Annotated in this window: 9 protein-coding genes; 6 read left to right on the top strand and 3 right to left on the bottom strand. The window is 59.6% G+C overall.

What is annotated here, in order from left to right; genetic code table 11:
- Positions 1-345: 345 nt before the first annotated feature.
- Together WMO44_RS11625 and WMO44_RS11620 are read left to right on the top strand one after the other, a co-directional pair.
- Positions 346-4,290: an efflux RND transporter permease subunit gene (locus tag WMO44_RS11625; protein WP_349152683.1), complete on the top strand. Its 3,945-nt coding sequence runs from the start codon at positions 346-348 to the stop codon at positions 4,288-4,290.
- 438 nt (positions 4,291-4,728) lie between these two features.
- A complete protein-coding gene (locus WMO44_RS11620; protein ID WP_249252595.1) occupies positions 4,729-5,802 on the top strand; it encodes an aldose epimerase family protein in 1,074 nt (357 codons plus the stop codon).
- 158 nt (positions 5,803-5,960) lie between these two features.
- On the opposite strand, the gene feoB is transcribed toward WMO44_RS11620, so the two are convergent.
- Together feoB and galE are read right to left on the bottom strand one after the other, a co-directional pair.
- Complete coding sequence (gene feoB, locus WMO44_RS11615; protein ID WP_349152682.1) at positions 5,961-8,303, bottom strand: ferrous iron transport protein B; 2,343 nt, start codon at positions 8,301-8,303, stop codon at positions 5,961-5,963.
- A gap of 159 nt (positions 8,304-8,462) precedes the next feature.
- Positions 8,463-9,488, bottom strand: coding sequence for a UDP-glucose 4-epimerase GalE (gene galE / locus WMO44_RS11610; RefSeq protein WP_006735254.1), 1,026 nt, complete (start codon positions 9,486-9,488; stop codon positions 8,463-8,465).
- Between the two features lie 341 nt (positions 9,489-9,829).
- On the opposite strand from galE, the gene WMO44_RS11605 reads away from it, so the two are divergent.
- Together WMO44_RS11605 and WMO44_RS11600 are read left to right on the top strand one after the other, a co-directional pair.
- On the top strand, positions 9,830-10,264 hold the full coding sequence (locus WMO44_RS11605) for a MarR family winged helix-turn-helix transcriptional regulator (RefSeq protein ID WP_006735258.1): 435 nt from the start codon (positions 9,830-9,832) through the stop codon (positions 10,262-10,264).
- A gap of 1 nt (position 10,265) precedes the next feature.
- A complete protein-coding gene (locus WMO44_RS11600; protein ID WP_349152681.1) occupies positions 10,266-11,042 on the top strand; it encodes a sulfite exporter TauE/SafE family protein in 777 nt (258 codons plus the stop codon).
- Between the two features lie 256 nt (positions 11,043-11,298).
- Here the strand turns inward: WMO44_RS11600 and tig are convergent, their stop codons facing one another.
- Positions 11,299-12,603 carry a trigger factor gene (tig, locus tag WMO44_RS11595; protein ID WP_349152680.1) on the bottom strand — a complete coding sequence of 435 codons (1,305 nt, stop codon included), beginning with the start codon at positions 12,601-12,603 and terminating at the stop codon, positions 11,299-11,301.
- Between the two features lie 256 nt (positions 12,604-12,859).
- Here tig and sdaAB point away from each other — a divergent pair, with 256 nt between their 5' ends.
- On the top strand, positions 12,860-13,540 hold the full coding sequence (gene sdaAB, locus WMO44_RS11590) for an L-serine ammonia-lyase, iron-sulfur-dependent subunit beta (RefSeq protein WP_006735266.1): 681 nt from the start codon (positions 12,860-12,862) through the stop codon (positions 13,538-13,540).
- A gap of 3 nt (positions 13,541-13,543) precedes the next feature.
- Positions 13,544-14,419, top strand: a complete 876-nt coding sequence (gene sdaAA, locus WMO44_RS11585; protein WP_249241005.1) for an L-serine ammonia-lyase, iron-sulfur-dependent, subunit alpha — start codon at positions 13,544-13,546, stop codon at positions 14,417-14,419.
- Positions 14,420-14,481: the final 62 nt, after the last annotated feature.

Raw genomic sequence — 14,481 nt, 5'->3', positions numbered from 1 at the left:
TCTGGCTCCCTCCCCGAGGGAGCTGGCAAAACCGTCAGGTTTTGACTGAGGGAGTAAAATTTCCCCTCCCCTGCAATGATCCACCCCGCTCAACCGTATGCAGTATGGAAAAGGTGTCGAAATTTTGTCCGGCGGCAGAGGGGAGGATGGCAGGCAGACTGCCGGTTTTGGGGCGGAAAAGTTGTGCGTTTTGCAGATTTTGACAAAACTTTCGCAAAAAGATTCGCCGCCCCGCTATTGAAAGCACACGCCTTGCGTGTATAATAGGAATGTTAGGAACCCATTGCCCCCAAAGAGGGAGGAACTGTTGCGCCGGGCGGTGCGGCAGAGAAACGGTAGGATAAGATGGAAAAATTCAGTGTCAAAAAACCATTTACGGTGCTGGTTGCAGTCATCATGGTGCTGATGCTCGGCTTTGTGTCGGTCACCAAGATGAAAACGAACCTGCTGCCGGATGTCAGCACCCCGTACCTGATGGTGGTCACCGTGTATCCCGGTGCCAGCCCGGAGCGTGTGGAGAGCGAAGTCTCAGACGTGCTGCAAAACGCGCTTACAGTGCCCGGTGTGGAAAAGATCACCGCCACCTCGGCTGAAAACTACAGCCTGCTGCTGATGAAGTTCGTGGATGATACGGACATGAACAGCGCACTGGTGCAGGTGTCCAACAAGCTGGATCAGGCCAAAAGCGACCTGCCGGATACCGCCCTGACCCCTTCTGTGATACAGTACAGCATGAACATGAACGCCTTTATGACCGTGGCTGTCAGCCGCGAGGGCAGTTCGGTGTACGAGCTTTCTGACTTCATCAAGAACACCATGACCCCCTACGTCCAGCGCAAGGGCGGCGTGTCCAGCGTATCTGCCAGCGGCCTTGTGGAGCAGCTGGTGCAGGTGCAGCTGAATCAGGAAAAGGTGGATGACATCAACGAAAAGTTGATGGAACTCATCGACACCCAGCTGGAAGCGGCACATACCCAGTTGGAAGAGGCCGAGGCCAAGATCAAGGCCGGCCGCGCAGAATACGATAAGCAGTTCAAAAACTTCGGCAATACCGTGTCCAACACGGTCATGGGCACCCTGAGCTCTGATGTCGGCAGCGCCGTAGAGGTGGTGCGCAAACAGGCCGAAGCGCTGCTGCAAAGCGTCAACAACCTGATCGCCGTGGTCAAGGAGCCTGAGGTGCAGCAGGCCCTCATTGAGGTGCAGGCCGGCTTGCAGCGGGTGCTGGACAAGTTCAACAGCACCGGTATGCGGGATATCGACTCTCTGATCGAGATCGTGTCCGAGCTGCGCGATATCACCGATAAGCTTTCCTCTGCTTTGCAGACCCTGCAAAACCGCATCAACACCGAGACCGGCACGCAGGGCGAGGGCGCCGAGGATCTGGTAGACGAGCTGCAATTGCAGGACAGCCTGAATGTCATCTATAAGACGCTGGAGGACACCATCAAGGCCATGGACAACGTGCCCGGCATGATGACCGAGTTCTCCAACGCACTGGGCAGCTTTACCCAGCAGCAGCTGGCTGCCTATATGCAGTTTACCGAAGCCCGCGAGCAGCTGAACGAGTACGAAAAGCAGCTCAGCGAGGCCAAGACCCAGTACGAGGCCGCTAGGGAAAAGGCGCTTGCCAGCGCCGATGTGACCAAGCAGCTGGACATCAAGACCCTTTCTACCCTGATCTACGCCCAGAACTTCTCCATGCCCGCCGGTTACGTCAAGGACGAAAGCGGCGAGTCGTGGCTGCTGAAGGTGGGTGAGGAATACGACAGCGTGGAGGATATCCGCGGCGCACTGCTGCTCCATGTGGAGGGCTACGGCGATGTGCGCCTTTCCGACGTGGCAGACGTGGAGGTCATCGACAACGCCGCCGACAGCTATACCCGCCTGAACGGCGAGCAGGCTTCGGTGCTGAAAATTTACAAGGACGACAGTTCCAGCGCAGGTGACGTATCTGCCAACTGTCTGGATGCTTTCAAGGAGCTGGAAGCCCAGTACGAGGGTCTGCATATTGTGGTGCTGTCCAATCAGGGCAACTACATCAGCATCCTGATCAAGAGCATCCTCACCAGTATGCTGGTGGGTGCCGCACTGGCCATCGTCGTGCTGGCCATCTTCCTGAAGGACGTCAAGCCCACGCTGGTGGTCGGCGTCAGTATCCCTCTTTCGGTGCTGTGCGCCGTGGTGCTGATGTACTTCACCGGGCTGGACCTGAACGTCATGACGCTGGCAGGCCTGTCGCTTGGCATCGGTATGCTGGTGGATAACTCTGTTGTTGTCATTGAGAACATCTACCGTCTGCGCGGCCGCGGCGTGCCCGCTGCCCGCGCTGCGGTGCAGGGCGCACGTCAGGTGGGTATGTCTGTCGTGGCCTCTACCCTTACCTCGGTGTGCGTGTTCCTGCCGGCAGTGTTCTCTGCCAGCCTCATCCGCAACCTGATGGGCCCCATGTCCCTGTGCATCGGCTACTGCCTGATGGCTTCCCTCATCGTGGCACTGACCGTGGTGCCTGCTGCCTCGGCTACCGTGCTGAAGAAGGCCCAGCCCAAAAAGCTGGCATGGTTCGATAAGATCCAGGACGCCTACGGCCGCAGTCTGGAAAAGGCGCTGAAAAATCGCTTTATACCGCTGGCAGCCGCCGTGCTGCTGCTGGTGTTCTGCTGCTGGCGGGTGGTCTCCATGGGCATCGTGCTGCTGCCCACCAGCACCAGCAACGAGGCTATGATCACCCTTTCCACCACCGACACCCTCTCGAAGGACGAGTCCTACGATGTGGCCGGTAAGGTGGTACAGGCTGTGATGGCTGTGGACGGCGTGGAGGAGGTAGGCATTACCCCCGACAACACTGTGGCGGGCATGGATGTTTCCAACCTTGGCCTGCCCTCCACCATCACCGACCTGCTGAACGCTGCCAACGGCTACGGCAAGTATAAGATCAACGTCAAGCTCAACGAGGAACTCTCTTCTTCCAAGATAGACGCCGCCTGCAAGGCCATGGAGGACGCTGTGGCCGGGGTGGCGGACTGCACCGCCACCGTCCAGCAGTACGGCATGACTGATGACCTGACCAGTCAGCTGTCCACCGGTCTGACCATCAAGATCTACGGCACCGATGCCGAGACCCTGACCGCCCTGTCCGAGAAGGTGGTAGACATCGTGAACAGCACCGATGGCTTCCAGAACGCCACCAACGGTCTGGGCGCGGGTGATTCCACCATCATCCTGCAGGTAGACCGCGATAAGGTGCGTGCCTACGGCCTGACCGTTGCGCAGGTGTACCAGCAGATCGCGGCAAAGCTGACCACCACCACCACGGCACAGACCCCTGTTACCGTGGACGGCACCACCATGGATGTGCAGATCAGCAACAATCTGGACCCGCTGACCAAGGAAAACATGATGGATATGACCTTTGAGACCACCGTCATGTCCGCCGACGGCACCACCGCCACCGGCACCTGCAAGCTGTCGGATATCGCCAGCTGGACCACCGGCAACGCACCGGACTCCATCACCAGCGAGAACCAGAACCAGTTCGTCACCGTCACCGCCGAGACTGCCCCGGGCTACAACACCACGGTGCAGGCCCGTGCCGTGAAAAAGGCGTTGGATGCCTTTGCCCTCACCGACGAGATGCCGGAAGGCTGCTCCTTCTCCATGGGTGGCGAGAGCGACAGCGTCAACTATATGACCAATGAGATGATCCAGTGGATGGCACTGGCACTGCCCTTTGTGTACCTTGTCATGGTGGCACAGTTCCAGAGCCTGCTGTCCCCCTTCATCGTGCTGTTCACCGTGCCGCTGGCCTTTACCGGCGGTCTGCTGGGTCTGCTGCTCACCGGCCAGCAGCTGACCATGATCTCCATGATGGGCTTCATTGTGCTGATGGGTACGGTCGTCAACAACGGCATCGTGTTCGTGGACTACGCCAACCAGCTGCGCATGGGCGGCATGGAGCGCCGCGCCGCACTGGTGGCTACCGGCAAGACCCGTATGCGCCCCATCCTGATGACCACCCTGACCACCGTGCTGGCAATGCTGCAAATGGTGTTCAGCAACGATATGGCAAGCCAGCTGATGAGCGGCATGGCCATCGTCATCATCTGCGGCCTGAGCTACGCCACCCTGATGACCCTGTATATCGTGCCGATCCTGTACGATATCCTGTTCAAGAAGCCGCCGCTCAACGTGGATATCGGCAGCGACGAGGACTTGGACGACATCCCGGACGATGCCGCCGAGTTCATTGCCGCCCAGTCCTCTGCGGCACAGCCCCAGCCGGAGGCATAAGGCATACAGCCCGTGTAACCAAAGCGCCCCGCATTTCCACCGGAAGTGCGGGGCGCTTTTTGGCTGTCTGCCCGCAGACTGGATGAAACTCCACCAGTCACGGCTATCGCCGTGCCAGCCCCCTCTGAGATGGGGCCTTTGGCATGACGGTACAGTTTCCGGCTAAAGCGCAAAGCTTGCGGGCGCGCCAGAGGCTCCCTCTCCGAGGGAGCTGGCAAAACCGTCAGGTTTTGACTGAGGGAGTTCAGCCAGCCGCCCCATTGTGGGCACTTTCGATGATTCTAACAAAAAATCGCCGCAAAAATTGGATGGTAATTCTAAAAGGAATCCAACACAAAACTGTAAAACTGTGATATAATCATAAATACAGACAAGATGCAAAAGGGGGCAGTCTGCCCCTTTTGCATTTCCGAAAAAAGCTTTAGGAGGCGAGGCCCAATGGCACAGATCCGTTCCAAGCCCTTCGGTGTGACCAAAGAGGGCGCTAATGTTACCGAGTACATCCTCTCGAACCCCGGCGGTATGTCCGTCAGCGTGCTGGATTACGGCTGCGTGATCAAAAATATCATCGTCCCGGCCAAAAACGGCCCGGTGGATGTGGTGCTGGGTCACGACACCATGGCAGATTATGAGAACGACTTTACCTCGTCCGGCAGCACCTGCTGCGGTGCTTTTGTGGGGCGCTACGCCAACCGCATCGAGAATGCCGTCTTTACCTTGGGCGGCAAGACCTACCAGCTGGAAAAAAACTGCGGCGAGCATCACCTGCACGGCTGCTTTTCCCGGAAAATCTATGAGGTGAAGTACTTCGGCGATACCCTGCTGATGGAAGCCGAAAGCCCCGACGGCGAGGACGGCTTTCCCGGTACGCTGAAGATCGCGGTGCGCTACACCCTTACCGATGACAACACCTTCCGCATGGACTACCGTGTGTCCTCGGACGCTGACACGATCGTAAACCTGACCAACCACAGCTACTTCAATCTGGACGGCGGCGGCGATGTGCTGAACCAGAAGCTGCGCATCTACGCCTCCCGCTATCTGGAGGGCAACAATACCACCTGCCCCACCGGTAACATCCTGCCCGTGGCGAACACCCCCATGGACTTTACCGCCGGTAAGCTCATCGGCAAGGAGATCGACACCGGCTTCCCCCAGACCACCATGGTGGGCGGCGGCTACGACCACTGTTATGTCATCGACCGCGCACGCGGCTCCAGCCAGAGCATCTGCGCATGGGCTACCAGTGATAAGACCGGCATCAGCATGAAGCTGTACACCACCCAGCCGGGCATCCAGCTGTACACCGGCAACTTTTTGCAGGACTGCCCCGCCCCGGGCAAGGGCGGCGAACCGCTGCGCAAGTACGGCGGATTTGCCTTGGAGACCCAGCACTATCCGTGCAGCCCCTCTCACCCGGAGTTCCCCTCCACGGTGCTGCGGGCTGGCAAGGTGTTCCGCGCCACCACCACCCTGCGGTTCTTCACCGGCAAGCAGTGCGGAAAACTTTAAAGAAGGATAGATCACGCAAAAACGTCTGCTCCGGCAGACGTTTTTTGCGTGAATCGTTTTGTTTATGGCGAGGACACTTTTGCCTCCACGAGTTCTCCAGTGAAAAAGGGTCCTGAAAAGCCTGCGGCTTTTCAGGACCCAAAAATCGAACTGGTATTTCAGAACACCGCCACGGCGACCAGGCGCACCAGCAGGGCGCACAGCCATGCCACGGCGCACTGATTCACCACCATGATCGCAGCCCACTTGCCGCCAAGCTCCCGCTTGACCGAGGCTACCGCCGCGATGCAGGGGGTGTACAGCAGGCAGAACACCAGCAGGGGCGCAGCCTGCGCCGGGGTGAGGGCTGCTGTCAGGGCAGCCGTAGAGCCGAAGAGAACCAGCAGCGAGGACACCACGCTCTCCTTTGCCATAAAGCCGGAGATGAGGGCGGTGGAGATACGCCAGTCCGCAAAGCCCAGCGGGGCGAACAGCGGGGCGATATCGCCCGCGATGCGCGCCAGAATGCTGGTCTGCGGGTCAACGGTCAACGACAGGCGCAGGTCAAAGTTCTGCAAGAACCAGATGATGATGGTGGCACCAAAGATGACCGTAAAGGCTCTCTGCAAAAAGTCCCGCGCCTTTTCCCACAGCAGCTGCGCCACGTTTTTCAGGCCGGGCAGGCGGTAGTTGGGCAGCTCCATGACAAAGGGCACGGCCTCGCCCTTGAATACGGTGCTCTTGAGCAGCAGCGCCGCCAGCACGCCCACCAAGATGCCGGTGAAGTACAGCAGCACCATCACAAGCCCCGCGTACTTGGGGAAGAACGCCACCGCAAACAGGCTGTAAATAGGCAGCTTTGCGGAGCAGCTCATGAACGGCGTAAGCAGAATGGTCATTTTGCGGTCGCGCTCCGAGGGCAGGGTGCGGCTTGCCATCACGCCGGGCACGGTGCAGCCAAAGCCGATGAGCATGGGCACGATGCTGCGGCCGGACAGGCCGATGCGGCGCAGCAGCTTATCCATCACAAAGGCGACACGCGCCATGTAGCCGGTATCCTCCAGCATGGAGAGGAAGAAGAACAGCACCACGATGATAGGCAGAAAGCTCAGCACGCTGCCCACGCCGGTAAAGATGCCGTCGATGACCAACGAGTGCACCGCCGCGTTGACGTTCCAGTTGGTCAGGGCGGTGTCCACAACGCCGGTCAGGGCGTCGATGCCCATTTCCATGAGGTTCTGGAAGAACAGGCCGATGACATTGAAGGTAAGGAAGAACACCAGACCCATGATGGCGATAAACGCCGGGATGGCAGTGTATTTGCCGGTGAGGAACTTGTCGATGCGGTTGGAGCGCAGCTGCTCCTTGCTTTCGTGGGGTTTTACCACCGTCTGCGCCACCAGCTCCTGAATAAAGGAGAAGCGCATATCCGCAATGGCGGCGGCGCGGTCCAGCCCGCGCTCCTGCTCCATCTGCACGATGATGTGTTCGATCATTTCTTTTTCGTTGGTGTCCAGCTTCAACGCTTCCTCAATGCGGGGGTCGCCCTCCACCAGCTTGGTGGCGGCAAACCGCACCGGGATGCCCGCCGCCTTGGCGTGATCCTCGATGAGGTGCAAAATGCCGTGGATGCAGCGGTGCACCGCGCCGCCGTGGTCATCCTCGCTGCAAAAATCCATGCGCCCGGGGCGTTCCTGATACTTTGCCACATGGACGGCGTGGTCTACCAGCTCGTCCACGCCCTCGTTCTTGGCGGCGGAGATGGGGATGACCGGGATGCCCAGCATGGCTTCCATCTTGTTGATGCGCACCGTGCCGCCGTTGCCGCGCATCTCGTCCATCATGTTCAGCGCCAGCACCATGGGGATATCCAGCTCCATCAGCTGCATGGTCAGGTAGAGGTTGCGCTCGATGTTGGTGGCGTCCACGATATTGATGATGCCGGTGGGCTTTTCGCCGATGATGAACTGCCGGGTGACGATCTCCTCGCTGGAATAGGGGGACATAGAATAGATGCCCGGCAGGTCGGTGACCTCGGTCTCCGGGTGCCCCTTGATGGCACCGCTCTTGCGGTCCACCGTCACGCCCGGAAAGTTGCCCACGTGCTGGTTGGAGCCGGTGAGCTGGTTGAACAGGGTGGTCTTGCCGCAGTTCTGATTGCCCGCCAGCGCAAAGGTCAGGGTCTTATCCTCCGGCAGGGGATGCTCCCCCTCCTTGGTGTGGTACTTGCCGCCCTCGCCAAGACCCGGGTGCTCCACCATCTTCCCGTCCACCGGGGTGTGCACCGCCGGGGTCTTTTCGGTGGGGGTCACGGTGATCTGTGCCGCGTCGTCCAGACGCAGGGTCAGCTCATAGCCGTGGATGCGCAGCTCCATGGGGTCGCCCATGGGTGCCAGCTTTACCAGCGTGACCTCCGCCCCGGGGATCAGACCCATATCCAGAAAATGCTGCCGCAGTGCTCCTGCACCGCCCACGGCATCCACAATGGCGCTTTTGCCGATCTGTAACTCTTTTAACGTCATATCTGTTTGCCCTCTTTATATGTGCCATTCTTATGTGTTAGTCTGTATTAACAAATGTAGTATAGGCTAACTGGCAGCGGATGTCAATAGAGAATATAGACACAAAAAAAGCACCGCATCTTCTCAGGCGAGAAAATGCGGTGCTCCGTTTTTTACAAGTTACTTCACGGTATGGTAGCCATCGGGGTTGTTCTTCTGCCAGTTCCAGCTGTCGGCGCACATCTCCTCGATGCCGTACTCAGCCACCCAGCCCAGTTCGTTCTTGGCCTTGGTGGGGTCGGCGTAGCACTCGGCGATATCGCCGGGGCGGCGGGGATCGATGACGTAGGGGATCTCCTTGCCGCAGGCCTTGGAGAAGGCGTGGATGACATCCAGCACGCTGTAACCCTTGCCGGTGCCCAGATTGCAGATGAAGAGGCCGCAGCCGGTCTCCAGCTTGCGGATGGCGCACACATGGCCCCGGGCCAGATCCACAACATGGATGTAGTCACGCACACCGGTGCCGTCCGGGGTGGGGTAGTCGTTGCCAAAGACGTGCACCTTTTCCAGCTTGCCCACAGCCACCTTAGCGATGTAGGGCATCAGGTTATTGGGGATACCGTTGGGGTCCTCGCCGATCAGGCCGCTCTTGTGGGCACCGATGGGGTTGAAGTAGCGCAGCAGCGCCACGTTCAGGCTGGGGTCAGCCTTGCAGACGTCCTGCAGAATGCGCTCGGTAAAGGCCTTGGTGGTGCCATAGGGGTTGGTGGTAGCGCCCACGGGGAAGTCCTCGGTGATGGGCACACTGGCGGGGTCGCCGTAGACGGTAGCGGAGGAGCTGAACACGAAGTTGTGGCAGTCGTGATGGCGCATCACGTCCAGAATGACCAGCGTGCAGTTGAGGTTATTGTAGTAGTACTCGATGGGCTTGGACACGCTCTCGCCCACAGCCTTGTAGGCCGCAAACTGGATGACGGCGGTGATGTCCGGGCACTCGGAGAAGATCTTTTCCACGTCCTCGCGGCGGGTCATGTCTGCCTTGTAGAAGCGGAAATCCTTGCCGGTGATCTGCTTGACCCGGTCCAGAACCACAGGAGAAGCGTTATAATAATTATCTGCCACCACGATATCGTAGCCAGCGTTCAACAGTTCGATGCAGGTGTGGCTGCCGATGTAGCCGGCACCGCCGGAAACCAAAATTGCCATAGCCGAGTACCTCTCTCACATAGTATTATCACTTTTATCTCTTTGCGCCGGGCGTTGCCCGGTCTGCTTAAAGCATACCGCTTTTTGCCGCCGACTGCAAGGGGCGCTTTCTTTATTCAGATATATTTTTGTTGCAGCTTTTTCCCGTGCACTTTTGATTAACAGAGATTTTTTGCACTTTTCACATGGAGAGAATGCGCCGTTTGTGCAAAACATAGAAATGGCACGGCTGCTTGCCTTGCACAACAGCACGGATTCTTTTTTCTCTTGACATCTCCCCTTATCTGTACTATAATGCTTCAAAAATGAACTATTCATAAAAAGACAAAAAGGAGCGCCGCATGAATCCTACCATAGAGATCAGTTTCAAGACTGCACAGGCGTACAGCGCCATGTGCAAGCCGCTGTGTCAGGAACTAAAGCTGCCCCAGACCGCCTTTGACATCCTGATGTTTCTGGCCAACAACCCGGACTGCACCACCGCCCGGGATATCGTGGAGATCCGCAAGATCAAGGCGAACCTTGTGTCGGTGAACGTGGATCGTCTGGTGCAGGAGGGGTATCTGGAGCGCCGCGCCGTGGCGGGCGACCGCCGCAAGACCCAGCTGCTGTGCACCGAAAAGGCGCAGCCGGTCATCGCACGGGGGCGCGAGGTGCAGGAGCGCTTTTTTGCCCGCCTGCTGGACAACACGGACGCTCCCACCCGGGAGGCGTTTTTCCGCACCATGGAGGTCATCGGGAAAAATCTGGACGAGATTTTAAAGGAGAATGGATAAAATGCATTTGCTGTTTACGGTGCTTGTCACCTTTTTTGCCGGCATGGGTGCCGGCCTTGGCACCGGCTTTGCCGGTATGAGCGCGGCGGCGGTCATCAGCCCCATGCTCATCACCTTTCTGCACATGGACCCCTACATGGCGGTGGGCATTGCCCTTTCCTCGGATGTGCTGGCCAGCGCAGTGTCTGCCTATACCTACCATAAAAACAAGAATCTGGACATCAAAAACGGCCTGATCATGATGGCAAGCGTGCTTACCTTTACGGTGGTGGGCAGCTGGGTGGCCAGCAAGGTGCCCTCCGCCACCATGGGCAGCTTCTCGGTGTTCATGACCTTTTTGCTGGGCGTCAAGTTCATTCTGCGCCCGGTCATGACCACCAAGGAAGCCATGCAGGGGGTCAGCGCACAAAAGCGTGCGGTGCAGTCGGTGGTGTGCGGCGTGCTCATCGGCTTCATCTGCGGCTTTATCGGCGCAGGCGGCGGCATGATGATGCTGCTCATCCTCACCAGCGTGCTGGGGTACGAACTGAAAACTGCCGTGGGCACCAGCGTGTTCATCATGACCTTTACCGCCCTGACCGGTGCGGTGTCCCACTTTATGATCGGCGGCACGCCCGACTGGCTGGTATGGGTGCTGTGTGTGGTGTTCACCCTGCTGTGGGCGCGCATTGCCGCCGTGTTTGCCAACAAGGCCGCCCCCAAGACCCTGAACCGCGCCACCGGCGTAGTGCTGGTGGTGCTGGGCGTGGTCATTATGGGCTTCAACCTCTTGACCTGAAAAACGATTTAAATGCGCGTCGCGCTGCTCTGCGCATCAATAGAGGAAAAAACAATTTTAAATTTGAGAACCGGGAAAATCTGCGGATTTTCCCGGTTCATTTTTCACAGAAGGGAATGCAGTTCTCCTTTACGGCCTTTCCCGTGAAAATGCAATGCCGGGCGGTCCGCAGACCGCCCGGCATTGCTCTATTAAAAATAATAATTCCGCTGTGTATGCGCAGAGCAAAGCGGAGCGCGTTCCAAACCGTCGGCGCTTACTTGCTCTCTACCTTTTCCTCGATGGTGGAGTGGTCGATGACCCAATCGGCAGCCTTGCGGATGCCCTCGTTGCGGCGCAGAGCAGCGATATCGGTGCCTGCCTTGATCTCTTCCACCGTCTTTTTGGTCTTTTCAGCGCGCTCAGCCAGCTGCTTGTCGATCTCCTCATCGGTGGGCAGCAGGTTCTCCTGCTGTGCGATCTGCAGCAGTGCCATGCGGGCGCGGGTGTTCTTCTCTGCGGCGGCACGCACCTTGGCAGTAAAGCTCTCGCGGGTCTCATGGATCTGGCTCAGGTAGGTGTTCAGGCTCATGCGCTGCATCTGCAGCTGCTGCTGGATGACCTGCATCTGCTGCTGGTAGGCGTTTTCCACCAGAATGCTGGGGATCTCGCCCTCTGCGGCATCGGCCAGCTGACCAAGGATCATGTCCTTGGCGTGGTTCAGCGCACCGCCGTGGCGGCCGTCGAACAGCTGCTGCTTCACGAAGGCGCGGTACTCCTCCATGGTCTCCTTGCCCATCTTCTTGGCAAAGTCGCTGTTCAGGGCAGGCAGCTGACGCACGCACACATCATGCAGCTTGATCTTGAACACGACAGGCTTGCCGGCCAGCTCCTTGTTGGGGTAGTTTTTGGGGAAGGTGACGTTGATCTCGAACTCGTCCCCTGCCTTGTGGCCCAGAATGCCGTCCTCGAAACCGGGGATCATGCGGCCACTGCCCAGCTGCACCGACTGGTCCTTTGCCGTGCCGCCCTTGAAGGCCACACCGTCCAGAAGGCCCTCAAAGTCCATGTGCACTACGTTGCCCTTTACAGCGGGGCCCTTGTGGGGCACCAGCTCTGCGGCATAGTTGCGGCGGCGCTCCAGCACCGTGTCGATCTCCTTGTCGGTCACCTCCGGGGTGACGCACTGGGAGGTAAAGCCGGTGGTTTTGGTCAGCTTCAGCTCGGGCTGCAGCGCCACGGTGGCGGTAGCCACAAAGCCCTCGTCCTTCTTCACGCTTACCAGATCGTAGCTGGGGTCATCTACCGGCGCAAAGCCGTGCTCCTTCAAAGCAGCCTCGTACAAAGCAGGCACATCCTGATCCATCAGGTCGTTGATGGCATCGTACCAGAAGGTGTGCTCGCCGCGGTCAGCTTCGATCTGTGCGCGGTCGGCCTCGCCCTTCTGGAAGCCCTTGATGGTATAAGTGGCGCGGGTGCGCTCATAGACCGCGTTGGAGGCGGCCTCCAGTTCCTCAGCCGTAGCGCTGAAGGTCATTTTGCAGACACTCTTTTCAGGAGTTTCCACGCTTACCAGTTTCATAGGATCTACCCTCCGTGTTGTTCCCTTGGCGGCGGGGCGGCACTGCCAAGGCAGCAGCCGGAACGCCATTTTGGGGACATTTTCAAACATTAATAAAGTTATTATAGCACAAGTGCAGCAAAAGCGGTATAATAAACTTGATAAAAATGTGCCGTTTTGGCAATTTTTGTCCATTCAAGCAGGAAAAAAGCGCGTTTTGCGGCAGCAGCTGCCGCGCAAAAGTGGGAAACCCCTCAGGAAAGGAAGGCTGTCCCCTATGCGATTATTTGATGTTCTGGGCCCGGTGATGATCGGACCCTCTTCCAGCCACACCGCCGGTGCGGCAAAGATCGGCTATACCGCACAAAAGCTTCTGGGCGAGGTGCCGGCGCAGGCAGACATCGGCCTGTACGGCAGCTTTGCCACCACCGGCAAGGGGCACGGCACCGACCGTGCACTGGTGGCGGGGCTGCTGGGTCTGCGCCCGGACGACCCCCGCCTGCCGGACAGCTTTGCGCTGGCCGCGCAGCGGGGAATGCAGTTCAGCATCCACCCGGTAGAGCTGCGCTCTGCCCACCCCAACACCGCCGTGCTCACCCTGACCAGCCGCACCGGGCGGCAGCTTTCGCTCAAGGCGGCATCGGTGGGCGGCGGACGCATCCGCGTCACGGAAATCGACGGCGTACCGGCGGATTTTGGCGGGGACAGCAACACTCTCATCATCCACAACGAGGACACCCCCGGCTGCATTGCCGAGGTGACCATGGCGCTGGCACTGCGGCGCATCAATATCGCGTCCATGCAGGTGTTCCGCGCCGCTGCGGGCGGTTATGCGGTGATGGTGCTGGAGTGCGACTCCCACATCCCCCACGCGCTGGAGCGGCAGCTGGCGGTGATGCCGGGTCTGCTGAAGGTGACCTGCCTGAACGTGGACGAGCCGGAAGAAACGGAGGAATGAGCCATGGCATTTTTGTCCTGTGAAGAGATGCTGGCCGCTGCCCGCAGCCAGAAGATCACGCTGGCAGAAGCGGTGCTGCGCAGCGATTTGGAGGAGAGCCGCCTGACCGAGGCGCACAGCCGCGCCGCCATGCGGCACCTGTGGCAGGTGATGCAGGCTACCAGTCAGGAATACGACCCCGCGCAGCGCAGCCGCAGCGGCCTTTCCGGCGGCGATGCCGCCAAGGTGGAGCAGGCGTGGCAGCAGGGACGCCTGCTGGGCGATGATTATCTGGCCGCAGTAACAGCGGAAGCCCTGAAAACCGCCGAGTGCAACGCCTGCATGAAGCGCATCGTAGCCGCGCCCACGGCGGGCAGCTGCGGGGTGCTGCCGGCGGTGCTGCTGCCGCTGGCCCGCGCCGGGCAGGCAGACGAGGACGCCGTCTGCGATGCGCTGTATGTGGCGGCAGGCTTCGGGCAGGTCATCGCCGCCCGCGCCACGCTGGCGGGCGCAGAGGGCGGCTGTCAGGCCGAGGTAGGCGCTGCCAGCGCTATGGCCGCAGCCGCTCTGTGTAACCTGAAGGGCGGCACCCCGGAGCAGTGCGCCGCTGCCGCCGCCATGGCGCTGGGCAACCTGCTGGGTCTGGTCTGCGACCCGGTGGCGGGTCTGGTAGAGGTGCCCTGCATCAAGCGTAACGTGGTGGGTGCGGTGAACGCAGTCTCCTGCGCCAACATGGCACTGGCCGGGGTGGACTATGCCATCCCCTGCGACGAGGTCATCGACGCCATGGGCCGCGTGGGCAGTCTGCTTTCCCCCGACCTGCGCGAGACCGGTCAGGGCGGCCTTGCCGCCACCCCCACCGGCGTAAAGATCGCCCGCCAGCTGGCACAGGAGGACTGAGCGCCACGCCCGCTCTCCCCCGCCCGGCGGGCAAAAAGCGGCCGTAGAAGCCGCTTTTTACG

It is taken from the genome of Faecalibacterium tardum, from assembly GCF_040096515.1.
GTDB lineage: Bacteria > Bacillota > Clostridia > Oscillospirales > Ruminococcaceae > Faecalibacterium > Faecalibacterium tardum.
The sequence above is the reverse complement of the archived record's forward strand: the minus strand, read 5'-3'. Positions and strand labels throughout refer to the sequence as shown.

Excerpts from the sequence above, each read along its gene's own strand:
- WMO44_RS11625 (WP_349152683.1), top strand. The coding sequence starts at position 346 with ATGGAAAAATTCAGTGTCAAAAAACCATTTACGGTGCTGGTTGCAGTC.
- WMO44_RS11620 (WP_249252595.1), top strand. The coding sequence starts at position 4,729 with ATGGCACAGATCCGTTCCAAGCCCTTCGGTGTGACCAAAGAGGGCGCT.
- feoB (WP_349152682.1), bottom strand. The coding sequence starts at position 8,303 with ATGACGTTAAAAGAGTTACAGATCGGCAAAAGCGCCATTGTGGATGCC.
- galE (WP_006735254.1), bottom strand. The coding sequence starts at position 9,488 with ATGGCAATTTTGGTTTCCGGCGGTGCCGGCTACATCGGCAGCCACACC.
- WMO44_RS11605 (WP_006735258.1), top strand. The coding sequence starts at position 9,830 with ATGAATCCTACCATAGAGATCAGTTTCAAGACTGCACAGGCGTACAGC.
- WMO44_RS11600 (WP_349152681.1), top strand. The coding sequence starts at position 10,266 with ATGCATTTGCTGTTTACGGTGCTTGTCACCTTTTTTGCCGGCATGGGT.
- tig (WP_349152680.1), bottom strand. The coding sequence starts at position 12,603 with ATGAAACTGGTAAGCGTGGAAACTCCTGAAAAGAGTGTCTGCAAAATG.
- sdaAB (WP_006735266.1), top strand. The coding sequence starts at position 12,860 with ATGCGATTATTTGATGTTCTGGGCCCGGTGATGATCGGACCCTCTTCC.
- sdaAA (WP_249241005.1), top strand. The coding sequence starts at position 13,544 with ATGGCATTTTTGTCCTGTGAAGAGATGCTGGCCGCTGCCCGCAGCCAG.